This is a genomic window from Streptomyces sp. NPDC088097 (assembly GCF_044741845.1).
GTDB lineage: Bacteria > Actinomycetota > Actinomycetes > Streptomycetales > Streptomycetaceae > Streptomyces.
Window position 1 is genome coordinate 1 of record NZ_JBIUTJ010000023.1, and the last position, 25,485, is coordinate 25,485.

A 25,485-nucleotide genomic window follows, 5' to 3' on the forward strand; every position below is an offset into this window, starting at 1 on the left:
TTGCGACTGGCCGCCCGCCTCGTTGGTTTCACACCCCAAGGCCCCCCCCCCCCCCACCCCCCCCCCCCCCCGCGGGGGGGGGGGGCCCCCCCCCCGGGGGGGGCCCCCCCCACGCCACCACCCCCTGCCAGGATGAGTCCATGCAGCCCCTGCCCCGGATCCTCCGCGATCCCTTCCGACCCGTGACGTACTCGCGTTGGTTGCACCTGTGCGTACCGTTCCTGCTGCTCGCCGTGTGGATGTTCATCGAGCCCGAATGGCCGTGGATGCCCCTGCTGATCGTCATACCGTTCGCGTTCCTGCCGTGGGTGCGGCTGGCCGAGGGGCTGCAGGCCCAGTTCCTGCTCACCCCGCAGCTCGACCGCTCCGCGGAGTCCGGGATCAGCACCACTCCCTCGGTGCGTTGGGCGGACCGGTGGCGGACCCTGCTGTGGCTGGAACTGCGGCTGGTGGTGGCGGGGGCCGCCTGGGCGGCGACCGTGTGGCTCCCCGCGATGACCGTCGAACTCATCGCCGTCGCCATGGGGCACCCCCTCAACGGCAACCCGTTCATGCCCTTCACTCCCCCGCGCTGGGTCGCCGTCCTGCTCGTCCCCGTCCCGGTGGTCGTGCTCCTCGTCACCGTGGTCCTCCTCGGGCACCTGATCACGGCCCTCGCCCGCCGCCTCCTGGGTCCTTCGGCGGCCGAGCGGCTCACGGCCCTGGAGGCGCGCACGGAACAGTTGTTGGAACGCACGCGGATCGCCCGGGAACTCCACGACTCCATCGGACACGCACTGACCGTGGCCGTCGTGCAGGCCGGCGCGGCCCGGGCGGCCAACGACCCCGCCTTCACCGACCGGGCGCTGAACGCCATCGAGGAGACGGGGCGGGCCGCGCTGGAGGATCTGGAGCGGGTGCTGCTGGTCCTGCGGGAGTCCTCCCGAGCCCCGTCGCAACGCCCCACCCTGGTGGAGGCGGACCGACTGCTGGCGTCCGCCCGGGCTTCGGGTGCCGCGGTGGACGCCGAACTGAGCGGCCCGCTGGCAGAGTTGCCGGGTCCCGTCACCCGGGAGGGGTACCGGATCCTGCAGGAGGCCCTCACGAACGTGCTGCGGCACTGCGGCCCCGTCCCGGTCCGGGTGCGCGTCGACGTCGGTCCCGGCCGGCTGGTCCTGGAGGTGTCCAACCCCCTGCCGGAAGGACCCCAGATCATGACGGGCAACGGGAGCGGGCTGCGCGGCATCAAGGAGCGGGCCGCACTGCTCGGCGGAGACGCCGAAACGGGTCCCCACGAGGGCGGTTGGAGAGTGCGCGCCCGACTCCCGTTGGAGCGAATACGCTGACCGGATGCCGGTTACCGTACTTCTCGTCGACGACGAACCCCTGGTGCGTGCGGGACTGCGCGCGGTCTTGGACGCGCATCCCGACATCGAGGTGGTGGGCGAGGCGGCCGACGGCGCCTCCGTCATCCCCCTCGTACGCCAGCTGCGGCCCGACGTGGTGGCGATGGACGTCCGGATGCCGCTGATGGACGGGATCGAGGCGACCCGGGCGGTGCTGCGCACGGTGGACTCGCCGCCGAAGATCCTGGTGGTCACGACCTTCGAGAACGACGAGTACGTCTACCGGGCGCTGCGCGCCGGCGCGGACGGCTTCCTCCTGAAGCGGGCCCGCCCGTCCGAGATCGTGCACGCCGTACGGCTGGTGGCGGAGGGCGACACCCTCCTCTTCCCCGCGGCCGTGCGGGCGCTGGCGGCGGAGTACGGGAACCGGCAGGCACGGACCGCCCTGGAGCGGGCCGCGCTGACGGAGCGGGAGGAGGCGGTCCTGCGTCTGATGGCGCGCGGGCTGACCAACGTGGAGATCTCCAAGGAACTGATCGTCGGCACGGAGACGGTGAAGTCACACGTCAGCGCGATCCTCGGGAAGCTGGGCGCACGCGACCGGACCCAGGCGGTGATCACCGCCTACGAGTCCGGGTTCGTCGCCCCGGCCTGAGGTCGTTGTCCGGCGGCCGATCCGCCCCACGCCCGGGTACCCGCGCGGTGCGGGCCGGTGCGGCTCGGGCGCCGCGGCGGGCGGTTCGCAAGGAGTGGAGAGGAGCGGCTGATTCCGGCTGATGGGGGGCTGCTTCTCGCCGCCGCGCCGACGGCACAGTACGATCCGCGTGACAGGGCCGCTAGCTGGGAGGACACACGTTGGGGCAGCTGACCGGCGGGGATCCCTCTCTGCTCCGACGGATCAATTCGGCCGTGGTACTGCGGGCCCTGCGTGCGGCCGAATCGCACACGCTCACCGACCTCACCCGCGTCACGGGCCTGTCCCGGCCGACGGTCGAGGGCGTGGTGGAGGGCCTCATCGGCACGGGGCTGGTGGTCGAGGCCGACGCCGAGGAAGGCGCCCGGCGTCAGGGCCGGCCCGCGCGGAGGTTCCGTTTCCGTACCGAGGCGGGCCACCTGCTGGGCATCGAGATCGGCGCGCACCGGATCGCCGTGGTGCTGTCCGGCCTGGACGGCCGGGTCATCGGCGCGGGCACGAAGGACGTCACGGAGACCGCTTCGGCCGATGAGCGGCTGGAGCGCGTCAGGACGGCGGTGGCCGAGCTCCTGCGGCGGGTCGGCGTACCGCGCGACTCGCTGCGGGCCGTCGGCGTGGGCAGCCCCGGAATCGTGGAGGCGGACGGCACGGTCCGGCTGGGTACGGCCCTGCCGGGCTGGACCGGGCTGCCGCTGGGTGAGCGGCTGCGCCGTTCCTTCCGCTGTCCGGTGCATGTAGAGAACGACGCCAATGCCGCAGCCGTGGCCGAGCACTGGAAGGGCGCGGCGCGGGACACCGACGACGTGGTGTTCGTGATGGCGGGGCTCAGCCCCGGCGCGGGCTCCCTCATCGGCGGCCGGCTGCACCGCGGTTTCGGCGGCGCGGCCGGCGAGATCGGTGCGCTGCACCTGCTGGGACGCGAGGCCACCCCGGAGCGGCTGCTGTCGACGACGGGCGAACCCCTGCACCCGTTGGACGAACCGGCGGTGGCGGAGGTCTTCGCGATGGCCAGGCGCGGCGACGAGCGGGCGGTCGCGGCGGTTGAACGGTTCCTCCAGCGCCTGGTGCACGACGTGGCCGCGCTGGTCCTCGCGATGGATCCCGAACTGGTGGTGGTCGGCGGCTGGGCGGCCGGCCTGGACGGGGTGCTCGGGCCCCTCCGCCAAGAGCTGGAGCGCTACTGCCTGCGCCCGCCGAGGGTGGAGCTGTCCCTCCTCGGCGAGGCCGCGGTGGCGACGGGGGCCTTGCGGTTGGCACTGGACCACGTGGAGGAAGAACTCTTCGCGGTGGAGAAGACGGTCACCGCGCGACGATGACCGCGTCGGCCGCCTCGGCGGCTCGGCGGCTCGGCGGCTCCGACGGCTCCGACGGACGGTCGCGTACCCGGCCGGGCCGGCCGGCGCGTGGCCTGCGGCCTTGCCGGCGTCGGACGCGCCGACCGCCGGGCGCAAGGCCGCCGCGCTCGTCGCCAAGGTCGGCCTCGAAGGCCCGGAATTCCGCCGCCCCGGCCGGCTCGTGAGCTGCCGGCAGCAGCGCGTCGGCCTGGCCCGCGCCCTCGTGTACGGCAAGTCACTGCCCGCATGCCGTGGCGCTGGCGGGTCTTGGCCACGTGCACGCGTCGGATCGTCGCCCGGTCACGCGGCGGGTCCCGGCAGGCCTGGGGAACGGGTTGTGGGCCCGACTGCCGACCGAGTCGCGGCCCGGCTGACGCGGCGGGTCCGGTCCGACGTGTGAAGCGGGTCATGGCCCGGCTCACGCGGCGACCCCGGCCGGTCCGTGGTGCGGATCGCCGTCCCGCTCAGGCAGCGGGTCCGGGTCCGCCCGCGGAACGGGGCGCGGGCCGGCTATCCGACCGGAGCGTGGCCCGGCTTGCGTGGCCGGTACCCGGCCAGGTACCCGGCCCGGCCTGAGGGCCGGGTCGCGGTCCGGGAAGTCCGGGCGGTGCGGGCGTGAGGGAGCCCCGGCGCCTGGGCGGCCGGGGCTTCGGGAGGGGTCAGGACGCGGCGCGGGTTTCGGTGATTTCGACGCCCGAGTCACCGAAGGTCAGGCGGCAGGTGTCCGCGCGGTACGTCGCGACGGAGACGGCAGCGGTGCCCTCCGCGGTGAAGAACCGGGTGGTGACGAGGAGGACGGGCGCTCCGGGCAGCCGGTCCAGCTCCTTGGCGTCGTCCGCCCGGGCGGAACCCAGCTCGACCGAGCGGTCCTGGCCGTCCAGCACGAGGCGCTGGAGTTCCCGCAGGACGGCACGGGCACGCGCCGGCCCGGCGGGGGCGTCGATCGCGGAGAGCCCGGGCACGGAGGCGGCGGGCACGTAGAGCAGCTCGGCGGCGACGGCCTGGCCCTGCGTGACGCGGGTCCGGCGCACCGTGTGCACGGGCTGGTCGGCGGCGGTCCCGAGGAGCGCGAGCACGGCCGCGGCGGCGGGAACGCCCTCGGCCGCGTCCACGGCCTCCCAGCCGTCGGCGCTCTCGGCGGGCCAGCTGTGGCCGGTGTTGCCGACGGCGACGCCCACGCGCGGCGGGGCGACCGTGGTGCCGACGCCGCGGCGGCGCTGGAGGCGGCCTTCCAGTTCGAGCTGCTCCAGGGCCTGTCGCAGGGTGGCGCGGGCCACACCGAAGCGCGCGGCGAGGTCACGTTCGTTGGGCAGGACCTCGCCCACGGCGAAGTCCCGGTCCAGCGCTTCGCTGAGCACCGTCTTCAGGTGCCAGTACTTCGGCTCCGGCACCGATTCGAGCTGCGTGGTCCCCACCCTGACTCCTCCTGCGATCGCCGCTATCACCGTCGTACAGCGGCAGTTCCTCGCCGCAGTTCCGCGCCTTTGTTTATTAAAGGTTCCTGCACTATCCCTGCGACGATAGGACGGCGCCACCCCTTGGTCAAGACCAATCCTCACCGCTTTGTCGGGCAGATCGGGCATATGTAGCAACACGTTCACAGGATGTTCTCGCGTACCGCGCCGAAAGCCGGAAACCCTGCCGCCACGGCTACCGCCCGGTAATGATGGGCACAGTCCTTACTGACGGCCCGTCTCACACGCGTCGACCACACCGCCGCGTCCACCCGACGAGGACGCGCCCACCCGACGAGGAGCAGCATGACCGCCACGGTCTCCTTCACGATCGATTCGCCGCTGGGCCCCCGCACCGCGACCGCCGCCTATGAGCGCAAGGGCGCCGGCGAACCGCTCCTCCTCCTGCACGGGATCGGCCACCACCTCCAGGCCTGGCACCCGGTGACCGACGTGCTGGCCGCCGACCACGACGTCATCGCCGTCGACCTGCCCGGATTCGGCGCCTCGGAGCCGCTCCCCGCGGGCATCCCCTACGACCTCGACACCGTCGCCCCCGCCCTCTCGGCGCTGTGCGCGGCCCTCGGTGTGGAGCGTCCGCACGTCGCGGGGAACTCCCTCGGCGGCCTCCTCGCGCTCGAAATGGGCCGGAGCGGTCTGGCCCGTTCGGTCACGGCCCTCTCCCCCGCCGGGTTCTGGTCGCCGGCCGAACGGCGCTACGCCTTCACCGCGCTGCGCGTCATGCGGGCCGGCGCCCGCGCCCTGCCGTTGCCGGCCCTGGAGCGGATCTCCCGCAGCGCCGCCGGCCGGGCCGCCCTCACCGGCGCGATCTACGCCCGCCCGGCCCGTCGCTCCCCCGAGGCCGTGGTGGCGGAGACCCTCGCCCTGCGGGAGGCCACCGGCTTCGAAGGGACGCTGGCGGCGGGGGGCTCCGTACGCTTCACGCACGACGTGACGGGTCTCCCGGTCACCATCGCCTGGGGCACCCGCGACCGGTTGCTGCCGCGACGCCAGGGCGTGCGCGCCAAGCACACGATCCCCGGGGCCCGGTTGGTGCGCCTCCCGGACTGTGGCCACGTGCCGATGAACGACGACCCGGCGCTCGTGGCCCGGGTCATCCTCGACACCGCCCGCGCCGGAGCCGCCACCGGCATCACCACCACCGCCGCTGCCACCACCACCACCGCCGCCGCCGCCGCCGGATAGACCGAACAGAAGGCCGAGGGCTGTTCATCCGGGGTTCGCGTGGGCGACGCGGCCGGTCCGGTGTGCGTCGACACACTGGGTCGGCCCGCCCCCGCCGGCTCCTGGAGACGCACCGATGGCACCGATGCCGCACACCCGACGTTCCCTGCTGGGCGGTTCACTCGCCGTCCCGCTGGGTCTCGCCCTGTCCACGGCCGTGGCCCCGCCCGCGCGGGCCGCCTCCTCCGGCGCCGCCGCGTTCGTCCGCTCCGGCCGGCCGACCGCGCTCTGGGGAACCCAGTGCGGCGAGATCACCCCTTACTCGGCGACCGTCTGGACGCGCTCCGACCGTCCCGCCCGGATGTACGTGGAGACCTCCCCGAGCGAGGCGTTCCGCTACGGCGTCCGCCGCCACGGCGGGCCCTTCCTGGGCCCCGCGACCGACTTCACGGGCACCGCGACCCTGCGCGACCTGCCGCCCGGGCAGCAGATCCACTACCGCGTCGTCCTCACCGACCCGGACGACCCCCGCCGCACCGGCGAGCCCGTGCGCGGCACCTTCCGTACCGCCCCGGTCTCGCGCCGCGACGACGTGCGCTTCCTGTGGTCCGGGGACCTCGCCGGGCAGGGCTGGGGCATCAACCCGGAGCTGGGCGGCTACCGGGACTCCGACGAGATGCGCCGGCTCGACCCGGACTTCTTCCTCTTCAGCGGCGACACCATCTACGCCGACGGTCCCCTCCAGGCCGCCGTGGCGCTGCCCGACGGCCGGATCTGGCGCAACGTCACCACCGAGGAGAAGGCGAAGGTCGCCGAGACCCTCGACGAGTTCCGCGGGAACTTCCGCTACAACCTGCTCGATCGCAACCTGCGCGACTTCTACGCCCAGGTGCCCGTCCTCGCCCAGTGGGACGACCACGAGGTGCGCAACAACTGGTACCCGGGGCAGGTCATCGACGATCCGCGCTACACCGTGCGGGACGTCGACACCCTCGCCGCCCGCGCCCGCCGGGCCTTCGGCGAGTACTTCCCGGTGACCGACCTGCGCGGGGGTCGCGCCGAGGGGCGGATGTACCGGGTGCAGCGGCACGGACCGTTGCTGGACGTGTTCGTCCTCGACATGCGCACGTACCGCGACGCGAACTCCCCCGGCCGCCGGACCGAGGACCCGATCGGCATCCTGGGCGCCGAGCAACTGGCCTGGCTCAAGCGGGAACTCGTCCGCTCCCGGGCCACCTGGAAGGTCATCGCCGCCGACATGCCGCTCGGCATCGTCGTCGCCGACGGGGCGACGAACTTCGAGGCCGTCGCCCAGGGCGACCCGGGCGCGCCGCTGGGCCGCGAGTTGCAGATCGCCGAACTCCTGCGCCACATCAAGCACCGGCACGTCACGGGCACCGTCTGGCTCACCGCCGACGTCCACTACACCGCCGCCAACCATTACGCCCCCGAGCGGGCGGCCTTCGCCGACTTCGCGCCGTTCTGGGAGTTCGTCTCCGGCCCGATCGGCGCGGGCGGCTTCCCGGCCGGCGCGCTGGACGCGACGTTCGGGCCGCGGACCGCGTACGCGCAGTCGGCGCCGGTCGCCAACATGTCCCCGGCCGAGAATCCCCCGTACTACGGGGAGGTCGAGATCGACGCGGACAGCGGGGAACTGACGGTCCGCCTGCGCCGCCAAGGGGGCGGGGTACTCTTCACCCGGGTCCTCCAGCCCGGCCACGTGGGACAGAACTGACGCGTGGGGCGGGCCTGACGCCTGGGGCGGGCCGGCGGGAAGCGTCGGGTGGGCGGAAAGTGCCGGGTGCGCCAGGTGCGCCGGCCGTGTCGCTTGAGGAAATCAGCCGGAAAACTGGGTGAAACCGGCCAGATCGACACTTAACCAGTCGGTCACAGATCGTTCGTGATCACGCAACACCCCTGGGTCACAGTGGTCTGCATGACTGAACGCATCCCTGCCCCCGCCGCCCGCCCCGCCCACCGCCACCACTGGCGCCGGGACCTCGTCGAACTGTCCGCCCTCTTCTGCGCCGTGGCGGTCGCGGACGGCATCGCCAATCTCGTCGCGCACGGCCCCAAGGGCCCGATCCTGCTGGTGGCATCGGCCGTCGCCCTGCTGGTCACGGCGGCCTTCCACACCTGGTGGGCACGCCGCCACAGCCATGCGCCCCCGCCCTCGGCCTCGACGCCGGCGGACACGACGGTCACGGGCACGACGGCGACCGGCACCGGTCCGACCGCGCGCACCGTGACCCCGGCCCTCTGGCGCATGCGGACGACCGTGCGCGACGAGCCCGGCAGCCTGGCCTCGCTCTGCACCGCCCTCGCCCGCAACGGCGTCGACATCCTGACCCTGCAGACGCACCCCCTCCCCGAGGGCGGCACGGTCGACGAGTTCCTCCTGCGCTCCCCGCACGACCTGCCCTCCGCCGACCTCACCCGGGCCGTCGCCCAGGCCGGCGGCCACAGCACCTGGATCGAGCGCGCCGACGCCCACGACCTGGTGGACACCCCCACCCGCGTCCTCGGCCTGGCCACCCGCACCGCCCTGGACGCCGCCGAACTGCCCCTCGCCCTGCGCCAGCTGCTCGGCCGGTGCACCATCCACTCGATCCCGGCCACCAGCCTCTCCGGCCGCCCCAACGCGGCGGCCGACGCCCCGGTCGAAGGGGTCCTGGAGGCCACGGTCATGCGGCTGCGCGACCCCTCGGGCGGCGCGATCACCGTGGAGCGCCCCTACCTTCCCTTCACCCCGACGGAGTTCGCCCGCGCCCGGGCCCTCGTCGAGCTCGACGCCCGCCTCGGGCCGCGCGTCCCGCGCAGCCAGGACGTGCTGACCCTGCCCGAGGGCAACGAGATCACCGTGCGCCGCGCCGACGGCGCCGACCTCACCGCCGCCCGCGCCATGCACGACCGCTGCTCCGAGCGCACCCTCGGCCTGCGCTACCACGGCCCCGTCGCGGACGCCGACCGCTACCTCGGCCACCTCCTGAGCCCCCGCTTCGGGCGCACCCTCGCCGCCACCACCGCCTCCGGCAAGCTCGTCGCCCTCGGCCACCTGCTGTGGGACGGCGACGAGACCGAGGTCGCGCTGCTCATCGAGGACGACTGGCAGCGTCGCGGCATCGGCTCGGAACTGCTGCGCCGCCTGCTCGCCCTGGCCGTCGAGGCCGGCTGCGACAGCGTGTACGCCGTCACCCAGGCCTCCAACACCGGAATGGTCGCGGCCATGCGCGGCCTCGGCCTCCCCCTCGACTACCAGATCGAGGAGGGCACCCTGGTGATCACCGCCCGCCTGGACCCGACCCCCGCCACCGCGCGCACGCCCCGCGAACTCCCGGGCGCGCAGGACGCGTACCGGACCCGCCCCGGCCACCAGCGCTGATCCCGTCGGCTCCGGCCCGCTGCGGGCGGGGGCCGGCCCTGCGGGAGGGCGGGCCGGCCGCCGACCGGGAGAGATGCCTCACACGGGCCGCGATCCGGGCCGGGCATACCCGCCCCGTCTCGTCCAGGCCGGGCACGGAGCACCCGCCCGATCCGGCCCCCGACAGGAGGCTGGGGCATGACGGTGATGACGTAGGGCCTCCCGCCGTACGAAGATGGCGGCATGTCAGAGACCCTCCACAGTGACAGTGCAGCACGTCTGCCCCGTCAGGTCGCCGACGCCTACGTCGACGACCTCATCGCCATCGACCCGATCACGGGTACCTACCTCGGCATCGCCTCCAGCTCCGGCGCCCTGCCCGACTTCTCCCCCGCCGGCCGGGCCGCGGCCGCCGAGCTGTCGCGCGACACGCTCGCCCGGCTCGACGCGGCGGAGCGGCTCCCCGGCGCCGCGTCCGACGCCGAGCGTCGTTGCGGCCGGCTCCTGCGCGAGCGCCTCAACGCCGAACTCGCCGTGTACGAGGCCGACGAGGACCTGCGTGCCGTCAGCAACATCCACTCCCCGGCGCACGCCGTCCGCGAGGTCTTCACCCTGACCCCCGCCGAGACGGAGCAGGACTGGGTCGCCATCGCCGAGCGGCTGCGCGCCGTGCCGGCGGCCTTCGCCGGTTACCGCGAGAGCCTCGCCCTCGGCCTGGAGCGCTCGCTGTACGCCGGCCCCCGCCCCACCGCCACCTTCGTGGACCAGCTCACCTCCTGGGCCGGGCAGGACGGCGACGGCGCGGTCGGCTTCTTCGAGGAGTTCGCCGCCGCGGGCCACGCCTCCCTGCGCGCCGAGCTGGACGCAGCGGCGGCCCTGGCGACGGCGGCCGTGGTCGAGCTGCGCGACTGGATGCGGGACGTGTACGCCCCGGCCGTGGCCGACGCCCCGGACCCGGTGGGCCGCGAGCGCTACGCGCGTTGGTCGCGCTACTTCAACGGCACCGACCTGGACCTGGACGAGGCGTACGCCTACGGCTGGGCGGAGTACCACCGGCTGCTCGCGGAGATGAAGGCCGAGGCGGCCAAGATCCTCCCGGGCGAGCCCGACCCGTGGGACGCGCTGCGCCACCTCGACGAGCACGGCACCCACATCGAGGGCGTCGACGAGGTCCGGACCTGGCTCCAGGGCCTGATGGACGAGGCCATCGAGAACCTCGACGGCACCCACTTCGAACTCGCCGAGCGGGTCAAGCGCGTCGAGTCGATGATCGCCCCGTCCGGCGGCGCGGCGGCGCCGTACTACACCAACCCGTCGGAGGACTTCTCCCGGCCGGGCCGTACCTGGCTGCCGACGATGGGCCAGACCCGCTTCCCCGTCTACGACCTGGTCTCGACCTGGTACCACGAGGGCGTTCCGGGCCACCACCTCCAGCTCGCGCAGTGGACGCACGTGGCGGACCAGCTCTCCCGCTACCAGGCCGGCGTGGGCCTCGTCAGCGCGAACGCCGAGGGCTGGGCCCTGTACGCGGAGCGGCTGATGGACGAGCTGGGCTACCTCAAGGACGCCGAGCAGCGCCTGGGTTACCTGGACTGCCAGATGATGCGTGCCGCCCGGGTGATCGTTGACATCGGCATGCACCTGGGGCTGGAGATCCCCGCGGACTCGCCGTTCCACCCGGGCGAGCGCTGGACGGTGGAGCTGGCCCAGGAGTTCTTCGGCCTGCACAGCGGGCGGCCGGCGGACTTCATCGAGAGCGAGCTGACCCGCTACCTGTCGATGCCCGGACAGGCGATCGGCTACAAGCTGGGCGAGCGCGCCTGGTTGCTGGGTCGGGACAACGCCCGCGCCGCGCACGGCGAGTCCTTCGACCTCAAGGCCTGGCACATGGCCGCCCTGTCGCAGGGGTCGCTGGGGCTGGACGACCTGGTCGACGAGCTGTCGAAGCTCTGATCGCCCGCACCCGCGCACGACGACGGGCCGTCCGCTCCCCCGGGGCGGACGGCCCGTTCGCATGATGCGCGGCACGCGGCGCGGCGGCCCGCCGTTCAGCAGCCGCAGTCGTCGGAGTCGGTCGGGGCGGTCAGCGGGTCGGCCTCGGCGCGCTGCCGGGACCCCTCCCAGGTCTCGACCTCGAAGCCCTCGCGGATCCAGTACTCGATGCCGCCGAGCATCTCCTTGACCTGGAAGCCGAGTTCGGCCAGGGCGAGGGCGGAGCGGGTGCCTCCGTTGCATCCGGGGCCCCAGCAGTACGTCACCACGGGGACGTTCTTGTCGAGGAGCCGCTCGGCCTGCTCGGGGATCAGGGCGGTGGGCAGATGGATCGCGCCGGGCACGTGGGCCTGGTCCCAGGACGGGGTCGAACGGGAGTCGATCAGCTGGAAGCCCAGGTCGGCGCCCTGCTCGCGGTGGGCCTTGAAGGCGCCGGCGACGTCCGAGACATCCGCGTGGAAGGCGAGGCTCGCGGCGAAGTAGGCGGCCGCGGCGGCCGGACCGGCCGGCGGGACCCGGAGCACGGGGTTCACCGTCGGCGGGGCGGAGGCGGGAGCGGGGGCGGTGTGGTTCGTCGTCGTCATGGCTGAAAATCTACAAAGCGTTGATCATCTCCGGAAGCCGGATTCCCCGGTAGTCACCTTGTTCTCCCGTGGATTCCCCTGCTAGACCTGCACCATGAACGGATATGTTCCCGACGCCACCGACTGGCGCATCCTGGCGGCCCTGCAAGATGACGGCCGCGCCAGTTTCACCGAGCTGGCCCGCGCGGTCTCCATGTCCGCGAGCGCCGTCACCGAGCGCGTCCGGCGGCTGGAGGAGGCCGGGATCATCACCGGCTACACCGCCGTGGTCGACCACGAGAAGCTCGGCAAGACCATCCTGGCCCTGGTGCGGCTGCGCTATCCGCACGGCAACTACAAGCCGTTCCACGACTTCCTGGAGGCCACCCCCGACATCCTGGAAGCCCACCACGTCACCGGCGACGACTGCTTCGTCCTGAAGGTCGCCGCCCGCTCGATGGCCCACCTGGAAGAGGTCACGGGACGGATCTCCGGCCTCGGACCGGTGACCACCAGCATCGTGTACTCCTCTCCGCTGGCCCGGCGCCCGATCAGTCCGTGACCCCCGCCGTGCGGTGGCGCACCACGGAGCCGCCGCGCTGCTTGACGATCTCCAGCTGGGCCTGGACCCGGGTGCGCAGGTCTCCGACGTGGCTGACGATGCCGACGCTGCGGTCCCGTTCGCGCAGCGAGTCCAGTACGTCGAGCACCTCGTCCAGCGCCTGGTCGTCGAGGCTGCCGAAGCCCTCGTCGATGAAGAGGGTGTCCAGGCGCATCCCGCCGGCCTCGTCGGTGACCACGTCGGCCAGGCCCAAGGCCAGGGCGAGGGAGGCGAAGAAGGTCTCGCCGCCCGAGAGGGTGGCGGTGTCCCGTTCGCTGCCCGTCCAGGAGTCGAGGACGTGCAGTCCGAGGCCGGAGCGACCGCGACCGCTCGCGCGGGCGTCGGAGTGGACCAGGGTGTAGCGCCCGCCGGACATGCGCAGCAGCCGTACCGTGGCCGCCGCCGCGACCTGCTCCAGCCGTGCGGCCAGGACGTACGCCTCCAGGCGCATCTTGCGTTCGTTGTCGGCGGAGGTGCCCGCGGTGAGCCCGGCGAGGCGGGCCACGCGCTCGTACGCCTCCCGCAACGGGCCCAGGGCGCGCAGCTCCTGCTCGGCCTGGCGGGAGAGGCGGTCCAGTTCGGCGCAGCGGACCCGGCCGGAGTCCACCGCCGACCCGGCGGCGCGCAGCCGGGTCGCGGCCCGCTCCTCGGCGGCCTCGGCGGTGCGCGGGTCGGCCGGGGGCAGCTCGGCGGCCTCGGCCGTGTCCCGTTCGGCGCGGCGGTCGGCGAGCATCGCCTCCTCGGCCTGCCAGGCGTCCGCCCGGTGCTGGAGCGCGGTGCGTTCGTACTCGGGGAGGACTGCGTCGGCCGCGGCCTCGACGGTCTCGAACCCGGCCTTGAAGGCGGCGTCGGCCAGTTGGCCGTCGGCCTCTTTCAGGCGCGCGGCCGTGACCTCGGCCCGGCGCAGCGCGCCGGCGGCTCCGGTGACCATGCGGATGCGGTCCTCAAGGGTGCGGGCGCGGGCGGCGACGCTGGGCGAGTCCCCCCGTACGAGGACCAGTTCGGCTTCGAGGGAGGTCTGCTCGCGGTCGAGGGCCTCGCGGCGCGAGGCGCGGGCCGCGGCCCGGCGTTCGGAGTCGAGCCGGTCGGAGCTGCGCGCCTCGTGCTCCCGCTCGGCGCGGGCGAGGCGTTCGCGGGCGGTGTGCAGCCCTGCCGCGTCGGCCTGGGCGGCGGCGTGGCGGGTGCTCAGGTCGGCGGTGAGGTCGAGGAGCTCGGCGGTGCCGGCCTCTCCGGCGGCGGCAGCGGCCTCCGACTCGGCCTCGCGGAGGGCGGCCAGCCTGCGTTCGACGGCGGCGCGGCGTTCCTCGGCCTGCTCGGAGCGGGCGTGGGCGGCGTCCTCGGCGGCCCGGTCCACGTGCCCGGCGGCCGGGCGGGCCGGATCGGGGTGCTCGGCCGAGCCGCACACCGCGCAGGGCTCCCCCGCGGTGAGGGCAGCGGCCAGTTCGGCGGCGATCCCGCGCAGCCGGGTCTCCTTCAGCTCCAGCCAGCGCTCCCGGGCGGCGGACGACTCCTCCCGTACGGAGAGGAGTTCGCCGGAGGCGGCTTCGGCGGTCGCGGCGAGGTCGTCGCGCCGCCGGGCGGCGGTGAGCTGCATCCGGACCGGTTCCAGCCGCCCCGCGAGCTGCTCGGCCAGGGTGAGGGCCTGCTGGGCGGCATCGATCCGCTCCTGGAGCGCGGCGCGGGCGGTCTCCCAGCGGGAGAGCCACTCGGCGGACTCCTGGTGCTGCTCGTCGGCGTCCCGGGACTCCCGCTCCAGCGTGGCGCGCTCCCGGCCGATCTCGGCGCTGCGCTGTTCCGCCCGCTGGGCGGCGCCGACCGCGCCGAGGTCCTCGCGCAGCCGCTGCTCCACGGCGGCGAGCTGCTCGGTGCCCGCTTCGGCCAGCTGCGGGGGCAGTTCCCCCCGGGCCACGGTCTCGGCGTGCGCGGCGGTGAGGTGGGCGCCGGCCGCGGCCCCGCGCAGTTCCAGGGCGGGGGCCACGAGGGCGCCCCGGCGGGCCCGGTCCAGGAGGCCCCGGACCCGTTCGCGCTCCGGGGCGGCGTCGGCGAGGAGGGCCGCCCGGCGGGTGGTCTCGGCGTGGCGGTGCTGGAGCCGGTCGAGTTCCCGCGCCTCGACGGCGTCCCGCCGTGCGGCGGCGTGACGTCCCTCGACGGCGGCCAGGGCGTACTCGGCGACGGTGAGCCGCTCCCGGGCGGAGCAGCGGGCGACGGCCGCCCAGGCCCGGACGGCCTCGGCGAGACCGGGGTCGCCGGGTTGGTGCGCGGGCAGCGGCCAGGCCCGAAGGTCGGCGCTGTCCCCGGCGGCCTGGGCCAGCCGCTGGGCGGCGGCGAGCACCTTCTCGTCGCCGGCCCGCACCTTGGCCTCGGCGGCCCGGCGGCGTTCGGCGAGGAGGGTTTCGACGGCGGCGAAGCGGCGGGTGTCGAAGAGCCGCCCGAGGAGCCGGCCGCGGGCCTCGGCGCCGGCCCGCAGGAACTGGGCGAACTCCCCCTGGGGCAGCAGCACCACCTGGCAGAACTGCTCGCGGCTCATGCCGAGGAGCTGTTCGACCTCCTCGCCGATCTCCTGGTGCGAGCGGCTCAGGGCGCTCCAGGCGGCCCCGGTGTGCTCGCGCAGCCAACTCTGGGCCTTGTCCTTGGTGGTGCCGGCGCCGCGCTTCTTGGGGCGGTCCTGTTCGGGGCGCCGGGTGATCTCCAGGCGGCGGCCGCCCGCGGTGAGTTCGAGGGTGACCTCGGTGGGGGTCTGCGGGGCGGCGTGGTCGCTGCGCAGGGTGGTGCCGGGGGCCTGTCGGGAGCCGGGCACGGAGCCGTAGAGGGCGTAGCAGACGGCGTCGAGGACGGAGGTCTTGCCCGCGCCGGTGGGACCGTGGAGCAGGAAGATCCCGGCGCCGGACAGGGCGTCGAAGTCGATCTCCTGGGGTTCGGCGAAGGGGCCGAAGGCGGTGATCCGCAGCCGGTGCAGCCTCATCGGGCGCTCTCCTGACGGTCCTGGAGCCGCTGCTCGCGGGAGGCCTGGACGCGCACCTCGTCGAAGGCTCCGCGCAGGACGTCCCGCTCCGCGTCGTCGGCGGCGCCGCCACCCCGTACGTGGGTGACGAAGTCCTCGGCGATCTCCTGGTCGCTGCGGCCCTTGAGGCGCTGGGCGTAGGAGGCGACGCCGCCCTCCTCGCGGCCCTCGGGGTCGAAGGCGAGGCTGAGGGTGTGCGCGAAGCGGGCGGTGAGGCGGGCCATCGGGTCCTCGGGGCGGACCGGGTCGGTGAGGGTGGCCTCGATCCAGCTGTCCTCGCGGGCGGTGAGCGCGGGGTCGGCGAGGAGGTCCTCCAAGCGCCCGCGCAGCCGGGCGAGGGGGCGCGGCACGGGGGTGTCGAGCCGCTCGGCGGTGACCTCCCCGGCGGGGCCGAGGTCGACCAGCCACATGGTCTTGCGGTGGTCGGCCTCGGAGAAGGAGTAGGCGAGGGGGGAACCGGAGTAGCGGACCCGTTCGTTGACCGTCTGGCAGCCGTGGAGGTGGCCGAGGGCGGCGTAGTCCACCCCGTCGAAGACGGAGGCGGGCACGGACTCGACCCCGCCGACGGCGATGTCGCGTTCGCTGTCGCTGGCCTGCCCGCCGGTGACGAAGGCGTGGGCGAGGACGACGGAGCGGGTCCCTGGGGGCCGGCCGGCCAGATCGGCCCGGATCCGGTCCATGGCCGCTCCGAGCACGGCCTCGTGGCTGACCTTCTCGGCGGCGAACTCGTCCTTGACCAGAGCGGGTTCGAGGTACGGCAGCCCGTAGAGGGCCACCTCCCCGTGCACGTCGGCCAGCACCACGGGGTCGGCGCAGCCCGCCGGGTCGGTCCTGAGGTGGATCCCGGCCCGGTCGATGAGCCCGGCGCCGACACCGAGACGGCGGGCGGAGTCGTGGTTCCCGGAGATCATCACGGTGGGCACGCCGAGGTCGGCGAGCCGGTGCAGGGCGCGGTCGTACAGCTCGACGGCGGGCAGCGGGGGCACGGCCCGGTCGTAGACGTCCCCGGAGACGAGGACGGCGTCGACCCCGTGCTCGTGGACGGCCTCGACGAGGTGGTCGATGAAGGCGGCCTGGGCCGCGAGCAGGTTCACGCGGTGGAAGGACCGGCCCAGGTGCCAGTCGGAGGTGTGCAGGAACTTCACTCGACCGCTCCGACCCGCACGCTTGCTCTCCTTCGTGGTTCCCGCCCCGCGCGACGGGTTCCGGCCGGAACCGATCCGGGCCCGTCCGGCGCCGTCGGCGCGGACCCCGCGCCGACCCTCCAGGCTAACCCGTTCGCCCGTCCCCGTAGGCCTCGCCGCCGAGCTCGAAGGCCGCGGCGCCGGCGGTGGCGTCGGCGAGCCAGGCGCGGAAGCCCTCGATCTCCGCCTCGGGGAGGCCGATGTCGATCGAGACGGCCTCGCCGTAGCGCACGTCGAGCACCGCCCGGCCGGTGGAGCGCAGGTCGTTCTCGGTCTTCCCGGCCCGCTGGTGGTCGACGGTGACCGTGGCGAGCCGGTAGCGGTGACGGGTGATGGTGCCCAGCGCGTCGAGGGCTTCGCCGACGACTCCCCCGTAGGCCCTGATCAGTCCGCCGGCGCCGAGCTTGACCCCGCCGTAGTAGCGGGTGACGACGGCCACGGCGTAGCGGACGTCGCGCCGGGTCAGCATCTGGAGCATGGGCACCCCGGCGGTGCCGCCGGGCTCGCCGTCGTCACTGGCCTTCTGGACGGAGGCGTCGGCGCCGATCACGTAAGCGAAGCAGTTGTGGGAGGCGGTGGGGTGCTCCTTGCGGATCCGCGCGACGAACTCCTGCGCCTCCCGCTCGGTCCCGGCGGGGGCGAGGGAGCAGAGGAAGCGCGAGCGGTTGATCTCCGTCTCGTGCACGCCCTCACGGGCCACCGTCACGTACTGGTCTGCCTTCACCACCCCACCCTACGGGGAATCGGACAGGCGTCCCCTTCGTTGTCCGAGCAGACGATCCGAACCCCCGGACCAGCACGGTCCGAACCCCCAGGAGGCGGCGCCCGTGTACGGCGACCCGGCAACCATCCGCAAGATCCTCACCGAACTCGGCGACACCTGGGCCGTCGTGGGGCTGTCCAACAACGAGGACCGGGCCGCCTACGGGGTGGCCCGGGTGCTCCAGCGGTTCGGCAAGCGCGTGGTCCCCGTGCACCCGAAGGCCGAGACGGTGCACGGCGAGGTGGGGTACCCCTCGCTGGAGGCGATCCCGTTCAAGGTGGACGTGGTGGACGTGTTCGTGAACAGCGCGCTGGCCGGCGCGGTCGCCGACGAAGCGGTGGCGGCGGGCGCGGATGCCGTCTGGTTCCAGCTGGACGTGGTGGACGAGGCCGCCTTCGGGCGGGTGCGCGAGGCCGGGTTGGACATGGTCATGGACCGCTGCCCGGCGATCGAGATCCCCGCCCTGCGGGCCTGAGCCCCGGGCCGGCCCCGAACCCCGCCCGCGGGCCCGATCCCCGACTGAGCCCCCTGCCTCCTCGGGGCCGGGGGCTCAGTCGCGGCCCCCCACGCCGCGCACGGGCGGGATCGACACCGCCATGGTCATCTCCATCGGGACCCCGCCCTCGTTGCGGTAGGCGTGCGCGGCGTCCGCCTCGAAGGACACCGCCCCGCCCGCCGGGACCACGTACCGCTCGTCACCGTGGACCAGGGTCAGCTCGCCCGACGTGACGTGCAGCATTTCGAAGGTCCCGGTCGGGTGCGGGTCCGAGGCCGCGCCCTCGCCGGGCTCCAGGCGGTAGATCCACATCTCCACCGGTCCGCGCCGGTCGTCGCCGAGCAACATCCGCGCCCAGCCGCCCTCCGCGCCGGACCACATCCGCACGCCCTCCCCCGGCCCCACCACACGCACCCGCGGGGTGCGGTCGTGGTCGAGGAGGGTGGTGATGCTGACGCCGAGCGCGTCGGCCAGCTTGACCGTGGTGCCGACGCTGGGGTTCGTACGGGCCTGCTCGATCTGGATGATCATGCCCCGGCTCACGCCCGCGCGGGCCGCCAGCGCGTCCAGGGTGAATCCGCGCTCACCGCGCCACCGCTTGAGGTTCCGGGCGAGCGCCTGGGTGAGCTGTTCAAGATCCGACACCATTCCGTCCAATATTTTGGATGACACAGTTCAACAGACTGAACTAACCTGCGTTGTACTCCATGCTGCACCGCAGCGTTCATCACACTGTACTGCGAGGTCCTGCCATGACCGCCCTCTTCGCCCTGGCCACAGCCGTGCTGTGGGGACTGGCCGACTTCGGCGGCGGCCTGCTGACCCGCCGCCTGCCGGCGTTGACGGTGGTGGTCGTCTCGCAGGTCGTCGCCGTCGTCGTCCTCGGCGCCGTGGTATTGGGCACCGGCGCCTGGCGGGAGGTCGGGCCCGAGCTGTGGTTCGCGGTGGGCGCCGGGCTGGTCGGGCCGGTGGCGATGCTCAGCTTCTACAAGGCGCTCGCCCTCGGCCCGATGGGTGTGGTCTCCCCGCTCGGCTCGCTCGGCGTGGTCGTACCGGTGGGGGCCGGTCTGGCGCTGGGCGAGCGCCCGGGGCCCGGCCAGTTCGCGGGCATCGCCGTGGCCGTCGTCGGGATCCTCCTCGCGGGCGGCCCCGAGCTGCGCGGGGCGCCCGTACAGCGGCAGGCCGTGGTCCTCACCCTGCTCGCGGCCTTCGGCTTCGGCGCCGTGATGGCCCTGATCGCGCAGGCCTCCACCACCGTGACCGGGCTGTTCCTCGCGCTCTTCGTCCAACGCGTCACCAACGTCACGGTGGGCGGCGCGGCCCTGTGGGCACAGACCCGGCGCGGGATCCCGGCCCTGCCGGCCGGCGCCGGCCGGAGCCTCCTGTGGGCCCTGCTGCCCGCGCTGGCCTTCGTCGGCCTCGCGGACGTGGCCGCCAACGGCACCTACTCCGTCGCCGCCCAGCACGGGCCGGTCACCGTGGCCGCCGTCCTCTCCTCGCTCTACCCCGTGGTCACCGCCCTGGCGGCCTTCGCCGTGCTCAAGGAACGGCTGCGCGGGGTGCAGGCGGCGGGCGCGGGCCTGGCCCTGGCCGGTACGGTCCTGCTCGCCGCGGGCTGAGCCCCGGGCGCGACCCGGCCCGAGGGGGCGGGCTACGTCTGTTCCGCCTCCGCGAGTTCCGCCAGCCCGCGCAGCTGCTCGGAGGTCATCCCGTCCGGGATCGGCACCGGCGCCGGGGTGCGCAGCGGTGGCTGCCAGCCCGTCTCCGGCTCCCAGCGGCGCACGATCCGCGCGGGCGCCCCCGCCACCACCGCGTGGTCAGGCACGTCTCCCCGTACGACGGACCCCGCGGCCACCACGACGTTGCGGCCGAGCCGCGCGCCCGGGAGGATCACGGCGCCCGTGCCGAGCCAGCAGCCCGGTCCGATCTCGACCGGCGCGCTGCGGGGCCACTGGCGGCCGACCGGTTCGTGCGGGTCGTCGTAGCTGTGGTTGGTGGAGGTGATGTACACCCCCGGGCCGCAGAAGGTGTTGGCCCCGATGGAGATCCGCGCGTCGGCGATGACGTGGCTGCCCCGGCCGAGGACCACCCCGTCGTCGAGGATCAGCACCGGTTCCGGGCCGAGGTCGAGGTCCGGCATCATCCCGGCGGTCAGGGTGACCTGTTCGGCCACGATGCAGTGTCCGCCGAGCCTGATCCACGGTTCGCCGAAGACGGTCCCCTGGGGGAAGGCCAGCCGGGTGCCGTGGCCGATGGCCGCGAAGCGCAGCCGCCCGGGGTGCTCCGCGGTGACCGCTCCCGCCCGTTGCATCCAGCGCCAGCCCGCGTGGACCGCCCGGTTGGCGAGCCGACCGCGCAGGGCCGCCAGAGATGAGAACGTGTTCTGCTTCTTCGGCACCCGGCCACGGTAGTGCGCCGCGCGCCGGACGTCGGGACGGCGCTCCTGTGATCTTCACCCCATCGCGGGACCCGGTCGGCGCGTGCCCTACGGTGCCGGTAGCGCGGCACGCGAACAGAGAGAAGCGAACATGACGTACCAGGGAACCCCGGGCACTCCGGCGACCCCGGCCATCCCGGGGGCACTGATCGCGGCCGTCGGCGACCGGCGGCCGACCGTCGATCCGACGGCCTTCACCGCCCCCACCTCGGTCGTGGTCGGCGACGTCACCCTGGCCGCCGGCGCGAGCGTCTGGTATTCGGCGGTCCTGCGGGCCGACTGCGGACCGATCACGCTCGGCGCCGACAGCAACGTGCAGGACAACTGCACCGTCCACGTGGACCCCGGCTTCCCGGTGTCCATCGGCGAGCGGGTCTCCATCGGCCACAACGCCGTCGTGCACGGCTGCACGGTGGAGGACGACTGCCTGATCGGGATGGGCGCGACCGTGCTGAACGGGGCCGTGATCGGCGCCGGTTCGCTGGTGGCCGCGCAGGCGCTGGTCCCGCAGGGGATGGTGGTCCCGCCCGGCTCGCTGGTCGCGGGCGTACCGGCCAAGGTGCGGCGGGAGCTCACGGCGGAGGAGCGCGAGGGCATCAAGGTCAACGCCCTGATGTACACCGAACTGGCCGGGCAGCACCGCGCGTCGGTAACCCCACGGGGCTGATCGCCCCACACGCCCGTGCGGGCCGGTCCCGGCGGTCGGAGCCGCCCGGACCGCCCGTCCGGGTCAGTCCGTCGAGCCCTTCGCGGCCGAGGACACGGCCGTCGGGCCCGCCTGGGTCGGGGCCGGGTCCCCCGCCGGGGACGGCACCACGGGCGCGTCCGCCGGGTTCGCGGCCTCCGCGATCTCGGCGGCGGCCTTCTTCATCCGCCGGCGCACCACCAGCGTCACGGCGAGCCCGAACAGCAGGGCCAGCAGCAGCGCCGCCCAGGAGAACCGCTTCAGCCACGGCTCGGCGACGACGCCGACCGAGTAGATGACGGCGGTGGTGCCGCCGGCCCACAGGATCCCGCCGAGCACGTTCGCGACGAGGAAGCGCCAGTACGGCATGCGCAGCACGCCCGCCAGCGGCCCCGCGAAGATCCTCAGCAGGGCGATGAACCGCCCGAAGAAGACGGCCCACATCCCCCACTTGTCGAAGGACCGCTCGGCCAGGGCCACGTGTTCGGGCCCGAAGTGCTTGGGGAAGCGGCGTCCCAGCCGCTCCAACAGGGGCTTGCCGCCCCGGCGGCCGATCGCGTACCCGATCGAGTCACCGATGACGGCGCCCGCGATCGCGCAGAGGCCGAGGACCACCGGGTCGATGTGACCTTGCTGCGAGGCCAGCAGGGCCGAGCTGACCAGGACGATCTCCCCGGGCAGCGGGATGCCCACGCTCTCCAGTCCGATGACCAGCCCCACCAGGAGATAGACACTGATCGCCGGAATCGTCTCCAGCCATTCCTGGATGTGCACCGGTACGTCCTCCCTCGTCTCCGCCGACCGGACCCCCTGACCACGCCGGTCGCGCCGAACGGGCAGCCTATCCGCTCCTCACCAAGGCCTCCCCCGCAGCCGTGGTTCGCGCGACGAACAAACGACGGATACCTCCCGGCGTCCGGTTCCGACGTGCGGATCGGGGGGCCCATCGGCGCGAGCGGCACGCCCACGCCGAGTGCGCGACCCTTCCGGCCAGGTTCAGCCCTGCGGCTGTCCGGGCAGGGCGTCGGGTTCGCGCCGGGGTTCGTCCTGGAGGCGGACCAGGGCCTCGGTGCGGTGGCCGCGGGCGATGTAGTCCCGTACGACGACCTCCACCGCGTCCTGGGGCGAGCCGATCCCGGCGAGGACCATCACCTCCACCACGAGTTCGGCGTCGAGACTGATGTTGACCTTGGCCATGGGGCCCCCTTCGCGAAGGTGCGTCGTCCCCGCGACCGTAGCCCCGCGTCCGCCCGCAGGGGGGCCCATCGCCGGGACCGGAGCGCCGCACGTTCGCCCGGACCGCGCGGTCCGGGCGGACGGGGTCGTTCCGTCAGGCGCCGGCGTTCGGGCGCAGGGTCCAGACGACGGTCATCTCGCCCGTCACGGCCTCGTCCTCGCGCCGGATGGCGATGGAGACGGGGAACTCGGGCCGGCCGCCGGCGTCGAGTTCGGCCACGACCTCGGCGATCGGGCGGCCGAGCGTGGCGGTGGCGGTGACCACGCCCTTGGCGAGCTTCTTGTAGCCGATCTCGGCCTTGACGGCCAGCGGCACGGCGCGCGAGAGCTGGTCGCCGAAGGCGGCCAGGACGATGGCGCCGCTGGCGGACTCGGCCAGGGTGAACATGGCTCCCGCGTGCGGGCCGCCGACGTGGTTGTGGAAGTCGGGCTGGTCCGGCAGCCGGACGACGGCGCGCTCCGGGGTCGTCTCCAGGAATTCGAGGTTCAGGGTGCGGGCCATCGGCACCGTCTGGGCGAGCAGTTCGCCCACGTTCATCTGTTCTGCGCTCATGGCACGCGATGTTACCCACGGGTAGGCGTGGTTGACCAGACCCGGGGCGGGGGCGGCCGTGGCTCCCCCGGCCCGCTCCCACTATCGTTACCGGCCATGTGGCCAGGACAGCAGCAGCCGCCCGGGGGAGAGCAGCCCAACCCCCAGGACGCGCATCAGAATCCGTACCAGCAGCAGCCGGGGCAGCCGAACCCGTACCAGCAGCAGCCTCCCCAGGGGTTCGGTGAGCAGCCCGGATACGGCTACCCGCAGCCGGGCTACCAGACCCCTCCTCCGGTGCAGCCGTGGGGTCAGGCCCAGCCGACCCCTCCGCCGCCGGGCGGCGGAAGCCCCTTCTCGACCCGCACCGTCGCCATCGTCGCGGTCTGCGCGGTGGTGGTGACCGCCGCCGCCACGGCCGGCTTCGTGCTGACCCGGGACGACAAGACCAACGACCAGGCCGACGACAAGCCGGCCGCCTCCTCCTCGGCGCCCGTGTCGCCCAGCGCCCCCACGCCCGCCGCGCCCAGCGGCAACCCGCGTTCGGGCGGCGACGTCAAGCCGGTGATCCCGGGTTGGAAGGTCGTCCTCAACCCGAAGTACGGCACGGCCTTCGACATCCCGCAGGAGTGGGAGGCGCTGGGTGCCGGATACATCTCCGGCATCGAGGACGAGTCCAAGAACGACGGGTCCCCGCTGATCTCGTTCTCCTCACCGGCCTACCTCAAGCAGGACTGGTGCAAGGTCGACTCCGACAAGAACGGCAGCGAGGAGTCGACCGCGCTGGCCGCCAGCGGCACCAAGGGCGGACAGGGCGCGACGGACACCGCCTCGGCATCGCGCAACGAGGCCGGCAACTGGGTCTTCGCCGCGTACGCGCAGAAGGCGCCCAAGGGCACCGTCAAGCTCTCCGAGCCCAAGGAGTACACGACCTCCTCCGGACTCAAGGGCCACGTGACGACCGCGACCGTGTCCGGCCAGCCCAAGGCGAACAAGTGCTCCTCGGACGGCAAGAGCATCGCGTTCAGCTTCAAGACCACCAACGGTGACTTCTCCAGCTGGGTCCTCTACGGCGCGGCGAACGTCCCCGGCGAGGTGGACCAGGCCACGTACGAGAAGATCCTCAGCTCGGTGCGCCTCACCACCGGCTGATCCGCGCTCCCGCCCGGCCCCGGACCGGCCGGGCGGCGCGGATCCCCGCCCCACCCGGCCCCAACGTCCGCTTTCCGGATTTTCGTTTGGATCCGGGGCCGGGGGCGGGAGATAGTCCGGGGGTGAGCCATCCCCCCGCCGCATCCTCCTCGGCCGCCCGCCGCCGTCCCGAATGGGCCGGCCGCAACTACACCCTGCTGACGGGCGCCGCCGTCGTCACCAACCTCGGCAGCCACGGGGCCCTCATCGCCGCGGCGTTCGCCGTACTGGAGTCGGGCGGGTCCGGCGGGGACGTCGGCCTCGTCGCCGCCGCCCGTACGCTGCCCCTCGTCCTCTTCCTGCTCGTGGGCGGCGCGCTCGCCGACCGGCTTCCGCGCCACCGCGTGATGGTCGCGGCCAACGCCCTCAACTGCGTCTCGCAGGCGGCCTTCGCCGTGCTCGTGCTGGCCGGCGACCCCCAGCTGTGGCAGATGATGCTGCTCACCGCGCTGTGCGGCACCGGTACCGCCTTCTTCAACCCGGCCGCCGAGGGCATGCTGCTCTCCAGCGTCACGGGCGAGCACGCGAACCGTGCCTTCGCCCTCTTCCGGATGGCCATGAACGGCGCCGGGATCGGCGGCGCCGCCCTCGGCGGGGCGATGATCGCCGCGATCGGCCCCGGCTGGGTCCTGGCCGTGGACGCGGTGGCCTTCGCCGTCGCGGGCGCGCTCCGGGCCTTCCTCGACGTGAGCCACGTGCCCGACCGGGCTCCCGGAGGCGGCCTGTTGGCCGATCTGCGCGAGGGCTGGGCGGAAGTCCGTACCCGGCCCTGGTTGTGGAGCATCGTGCTCCAGTTCTCCGTGGTCGTCGCCGTCGTCGGCGCCGCCGAGGCGGTCTACGGACCTCTGGTGGCCCGCGACCGACTGGGCGGTCCCGCCCCCTGGGGCATCGCGCTGGCCTGCTTCGGGGTGGGCACCATCGCGGGAGCCGTACTGATGATGGCGTGGAAACCGCGCCGTCTGCTGCTGGTCGGCACCCTGTGCGTGTTCCCGCTGGCGCTGCCCTCGGCGGGGCTGGCGGTACCGCTGCCCACCTGGGGACTGTGCGCGGTGATGTTCGTGAGCGGGGCGGCGATCGAGGTGTTCGGCGTCAACTGGATGACGACCATGCACCAGGAGATCCCGGAGGAGAAGTTCTCCCGGGTCTCCGCCTACGACTGGTTCGGCTCGGTGTCCATGCTGCCGCTGGCCACCGCCCTCGCGGGCCCGGCCGAGACCGCCTTCGGACGGACCTCCGCCCTGTGGGGCTGCGCGGCGCTCGTGATCGTCGGCACCGCCGCGGTGCTGTTCGTCCCGGACGTACGCCGGATGACCCGCAGGCCGGCGCCGGTTCGCGTCCCCGCGCAGCCGGGGGCCGCGACCCCCATCGCCACGACCGCCGTCACCGCCACGACCGCCGTGACCGCCGTGAGCGCCGTGGATGTCGTGAAGGAGACGGCCTGAGCGGTGGTG

The 25,485-nt window shown here is 74.0% G+C and carries 23 protein-coding genes and 1 pseudogene; 14 read left to right on the forward strand and 10 right to left on the reverse strand.

Annotated features, from left to right (window positions below; all coding sequences use genetic code 11):
* Positions 1 to 149 precede the first annotated feature (149 nt).
* The 4 genes and pseudogenes from ACIOD1_RS33800 to ACIOD1_RS33815 all read left to right on the forward strand — a co-directional run.
* Positions 150 to 1,325 carry a sensor histidine kinase gene (locus ACIOD1_RS33800; protein ID WP_401907009.1) on the forward strand — a complete coding sequence of 392 codons (1,176 nt, stop codon included), beginning with the start codon at positions 150 to 152 and terminating at the stop codon, positions 1,323 to 1,325.
* A 4-nt stretch (positions 1,326 to 1,329) separates the two neighbouring features.
* Positions 1,330 to 1,980, forward strand: a complete 651-nt coding sequence (locus ACIOD1_RS33805) for a response regulator (protein WP_401906935.1) — start codon at positions 1,330 to 1,332, stop codon at positions 1,978 to 1,980.
* A 200-nt stretch (positions 1,981 to 2,180) separates the two neighbouring features.
* Positions 2,181 to 3,335 (forward strand): ROK family transcriptional regulator, encoded by a 1,155-nt coding sequence (locus ACIOD1_RS33810; RefSeq protein ID WP_365628587.1) that lies wholly within the window; start codon positions 2,181 to 2,183, stop codon positions 3,333 to 3,335.
* Between the two features lie 87 nt (positions 3,336 to 3,422).
* Positions 3,423 to 3,576, forward strand: a pseudogene (locus tag ACIOD1_RS33815) (glycine/betaine ABC transporter ATP-binding protein); the annotation flags it as partial.
* A 436-nt stretch (positions 3,577 to 4,012) separates the two neighbouring features.
* Here ACIOD1_RS33815 and ACIOD1_RS33820 read toward each other — a convergent pair.
* Positions 4,013 to 4,768 (reverse strand): GntR family transcriptional regulator, encoded by a 756-nt coding sequence (locus tag ACIOD1_RS33820; RefSeq protein ID WP_365628590.1) that lies wholly within the window; start codon positions 4,766 to 4,768, stop codon positions 4,013 to 4,015.
* Positions 4,769 to 5,113: 345 nt separating this feature from the next.
* Between ACIOD1_RS33820 and ACIOD1_RS33825 the strand changes: the two genes are divergently transcribed.
* The 4 genes from ACIOD1_RS33825 (at position 5,114) to ACIOD1_RS33840 (ending at position 11,306) form a co-directional block, all read left to right on the forward strand.
* Entirely contained in the window at positions 5,114 to 6,013 is a 900-nt protein-coding gene (locus tag ACIOD1_RS33825) for an alpha/beta fold hydrolase (RefSeq protein WP_401906938.1), read from the forward strand.
* Positions 6,014 to 6,137: 124 nt separating this feature from the next.
* Positions 6,138 to 7,727 carry an alkaline phosphatase D family protein gene (locus ACIOD1_RS33830; protein ID WP_401907010.1) on the forward strand — a complete coding sequence of 530 codons (1,590 nt, stop codon included), beginning with the start codon at positions 6,138 to 6,140 and terminating at the stop codon, positions 7,725 to 7,727.
* Between the two features lie 201 nt (positions 7,728 to 7,928).
* Positions 7,929 to 9,374 carry a GNAT family N-acetyltransferase gene (locus ACIOD1_RS33835; protein ID WP_365628596.1) on the forward strand — a complete coding sequence of 482 codons (1,446 nt, stop codon included), beginning with the start codon at positions 7,929 to 7,931 and terminating at the stop codon, positions 9,372 to 9,374.
* A 222-nt stretch (positions 9,375 to 9,596) separates the two neighbouring features.
* Entirely contained in the window at positions 9,597 to 11,306 is a 1,710-nt protein-coding gene (locus tag ACIOD1_RS33840) for a DUF885 domain-containing protein (RefSeq protein ID WP_365628599.1), read from the forward strand.
* 95 nt (positions 11,307 to 11,401) lie between these two features.
* Here the strand turns inward: ACIOD1_RS33840 and ACIOD1_RS33845 are convergent, their stop codons facing one another.
* Entirely contained in the window at positions 11,402 to 11,929 is a 528-nt protein-coding gene (locus tag ACIOD1_RS33845; RefSeq protein WP_365628602.1) for a rhodanese-like domain-containing protein, read from the reverse strand.
* Positions 11,930 to 12,023: 94 nt separating this feature from the next.
* Here ACIOD1_RS33845 and ACIOD1_RS33850 point away from each other — a divergent pair, with 94 nt between their 5' ends.
* The gene (locus tag ACIOD1_RS33850; RefSeq protein ID WP_365628605.1) at positions 12,024 to 12,470 is read left to right on the forward strand and encodes an Lrp/AsnC family transcriptional regulator; all 447 of its coding nucleotides are present in this window, start codon (positions 12,024 to 12,026) and stop codon (positions 12,468 to 12,470) included.
* On the opposite strand, the gene ACIOD1_RS33855 is transcribed toward ACIOD1_RS33850, so the two are convergent.
* The 3 genes from ACIOD1_RS33855 to ACIOD1_RS33865 all read right to left on the reverse strand — a co-directional run bounded on the left by ACIOD1_RS33855 (position 12,460) and on the right by ACIOD1_RS33865 (position 17,418).
* On the reverse strand, positions 12,460 to 15,471 hold the full coding sequence (locus ACIOD1_RS33855; protein WP_365628608.1) for an SMC family ATPase: 3,012 nt from the start codon (positions 15,469 to 15,471) through the stop codon (positions 12,460 to 12,462). The genes ACIOD1_RS33850 and ACIOD1_RS33855 overlap by 11 nt on opposite strands.
* Entirely contained in the window at positions 15,468 to 16,655 is a 1,188-nt protein-coding gene (locus tag ACIOD1_RS33860) for an exonuclease SbcCD subunit D (protein ID WP_401906943.1), read from the reverse strand. Before ACIOD1_RS33860 ends, ACIOD1_RS33855 begins: the two co-directional genes overlap by 4 nt.
* 124 nt (positions 16,656 to 16,779) lie before the next feature.
* Positions 16,780 to 17,418, reverse strand: coding sequence for a YigZ family protein (locus ACIOD1_RS33865; protein ID WP_365628614.1), 639 nt, complete (start codon positions 17,416 to 17,418; stop codon positions 16,780 to 16,782).
* Positions 17,419 to 17,521: 103 nt separating this feature from the next.
* Between ACIOD1_RS33865 and ACIOD1_RS33870 the strand changes: the two genes are divergently transcribed.
* A complete protein-coding gene (locus tag ACIOD1_RS33870; protein WP_365628617.1) occupies positions 17,522 to 17,932 on the forward strand; it encodes a CoA-binding protein in 411 nt (136 codons plus the stop codon).
* Between the two features lie 75 nt (positions 17,933 to 18,007).
* Here ACIOD1_RS33870 and ACIOD1_RS33875 read toward each other — a convergent pair whose 3' ends face one another.
* Positions 18,008 to 18,598: an XRE family transcriptional regulator gene (locus ACIOD1_RS33875; RefSeq protein ID WP_365628785.1), complete on the reverse strand. Its 591-nt coding sequence runs from the start codon at positions 18,596 to 18,598 to the stop codon at positions 18,008 to 18,010.
* Between the two features lie 107 nt (positions 18,599 to 18,705).
* Here ACIOD1_RS33875 and ACIOD1_RS33880 point away from each other — a divergent pair, with 107 nt between their 5' ends.
* Positions 18,706 to 19,572 carry an EamA family transporter gene (locus tag ACIOD1_RS33880; RefSeq protein ID WP_401906945.1) on the forward strand — a complete coding sequence of 289 codons (867 nt, stop codon included), beginning with the start codon at positions 18,706 to 18,708 and terminating at the stop codon, positions 19,570 to 19,572.
* 32 nt (positions 19,573 to 19,604) lie between these two features.
* On the opposite strand, the gene ACIOD1_RS33885 is transcribed toward ACIOD1_RS33880, so the two are convergent.
* The gene (locus ACIOD1_RS33885; RefSeq protein WP_401906948.1) at positions 19,605 to 20,351 is read right to left on the reverse strand and encodes an acyltransferase; all 747 of its coding nucleotides are present in this window, start codon (positions 20,349 to 20,351) and stop codon (positions 19,605 to 19,607) included.
* Positions 20,352 to 20,481: 130 nt separating this feature from the next.
* On the opposite strand from ACIOD1_RS33885, the gene ACIOD1_RS33890 reads away from it, so the two are divergent.
* The gene (locus tag ACIOD1_RS33890) at positions 20,482 to 21,057 is read left to right on the forward strand and encodes a gamma carbonic anhydrase family protein (protein WP_365628626.1); all 576 of its coding nucleotides are present in this window, start codon (positions 20,482 to 20,484) and stop codon (positions 21,055 to 21,057) included.
* Positions 21,058 to 21,120: 63 nt separating this feature from the next.
* Here ACIOD1_RS33890 and ACIOD1_RS33895 read toward each other — a convergent pair whose 3' ends face one another.
* The 3 genes from ACIOD1_RS33895 to ACIOD1_RS33905 form a co-directional block, all read right to left on the reverse strand.
* Positions 21,121 to 21,849, reverse strand: coding sequence for a DedA family protein (locus ACIOD1_RS33895; protein WP_401906951.1), 729 nt, complete (start codon positions 21,847 to 21,849; stop codon positions 21,121 to 21,123).
* Positions 21,850 to 22,071: 222 nt separating this feature from the next.
* Positions 22,072 to 22,272, reverse strand: a complete 201-nt coding sequence (locus tag ACIOD1_RS33900; protein WP_365628632.1) for a type II toxin-antitoxin system VapB family antitoxin — start codon at positions 22,270 to 22,272, stop codon at positions 22,072 to 22,074.
* Between the two features lie 133 nt (positions 22,273 to 22,405).
* Positions 22,406 to 22,849 carry a DUF4442 domain-containing protein gene (locus ACIOD1_RS33905; RefSeq protein ID WP_365628788.1) on the reverse strand — a complete coding sequence of 148 codons (444 nt, stop codon included), beginning with the start codon at positions 22,847 to 22,849 and terminating at the stop codon, positions 22,406 to 22,408.
* Between the two features lie 111 nt (positions 22,850 to 22,960).
* Here ACIOD1_RS33905 and ACIOD1_RS33910 point away from each other — a divergent pair, with 111 nt between their 5' ends.
* Both ACIOD1_RS33910 and ACIOD1_RS33915 read left to right on the forward strand, forming a co-directional pair.
* Positions 22,961 to 23,995, forward strand: coding sequence for a hypothetical protein (locus ACIOD1_RS33910; protein ID WP_365628635.1), 1,035 nt, complete (start codon positions 22,961 to 22,963; stop codon positions 23,993 to 23,995).
* Positions 23,996 to 24,117: 122 nt separating this feature from the next.
* Positions 24,118 to 25,476 (forward strand): MFS transporter, encoded by a 1,359-nt coding sequence (locus ACIOD1_RS33915; protein WP_401906954.1) that lies wholly within the window; start codon positions 24,118 to 24,120, stop codon positions 25,474 to 25,476.
* Positions 25,477 to 25,485: the final 9 nt, after the last annotated feature.

What these genes read in the sequence shown, in the direction of transcription:
- ACIOD1_RS33805 (WP_401906935.1), top strand. Translation starts at nt 1,330, where the DNA reads ATGCCGGTTACCGTACTTCTCGTCGACGACGAACCCCTGGTGCGTGCG.
- ACIOD1_RS33825 (WP_401906938.1), top strand. Translation starts at nt 5,114, where the DNA reads ATGACCGCCACGGTCTCCTTCACGATCGATTCGCCGCTGGGCCCCCGC.
- ACIOD1_RS33830 (WP_401907010.1), top strand. Translation starts at nt 6,138, where the DNA reads ATGCCGCACACCCGACGTTCCCTGCTGGGCGGTTCACTCGCCGTCCCG.
- ACIOD1_RS33835 (WP_365628596.1), top strand. Translation starts at nt 7,929, where the DNA reads ATGACTGAACGCATCCCTGCCCCCGCCGCCCGCCCCGCCCACCGCCAC.
- ACIOD1_RS33840 (WP_365628599.1), top strand. Translation starts at nt 9,597, where the DNA reads ATGTCAGAGACCCTCCACAGTGACAGTGCAGCACGTCTGCCCCGTCAG.
- ACIOD1_RS33845 (WP_365628602.1), bottom strand. Translation starts at nt 11,929, where the DNA reads ATGACGACGACGAACCACACCGCCCCCGCTCCCGCCTCCGCCCCGCCG.
- ACIOD1_RS33850 (WP_365628605.1), top strand. Translation starts at nt 12,024, where the DNA reads ATGAACGGATATGTTCCCGACGCCACCGACTGGCGCATCCTGGCGGCC.
- ACIOD1_RS33855 (WP_365628608.1), bottom strand. Translation starts at nt 15,471, where the DNA reads ATGAGGCTGCACCGGCTGCGGATCACCGCCTTCGGCCCCTTCGCCGAA.
- ACIOD1_RS33880 (WP_401906945.1), top strand. Translation starts at nt 18,706, where the DNA reads ATGACCGCCCTCTTCGCCCTGGCCACAGCCGTGCTGTGGGGACTGGCC.
- ACIOD1_RS33890 (WP_365628626.1), top strand. Translation starts at nt 20,482, where the DNA reads ATGACGTACCAGGGAACCCCGGGCACTCCGGCGACCCCGGCCATCCCG.
- ACIOD1_RS33900 (WP_365628632.1), bottom strand. Translation starts at nt 22,272, where the DNA reads ATGGCCAAGGTCAACATCAGTCTCGACGCCGAACTCGTGGTGGAGGTG.
- ACIOD1_RS33905 (WP_365628788.1), bottom strand. Translation starts at nt 22,849, where the DNA reads ATGAACGTGGGCGAACTGCTCGCCCAGACGGTGCCGATGGCCCGCACC.
- ACIOD1_RS33910 (WP_365628635.1), top strand. Translation starts at nt 22,961, where the DNA reads ATGTGGCCAGGACAGCAGCAGCCGCCCGGGGGAGAGCAGCCCAACCCC.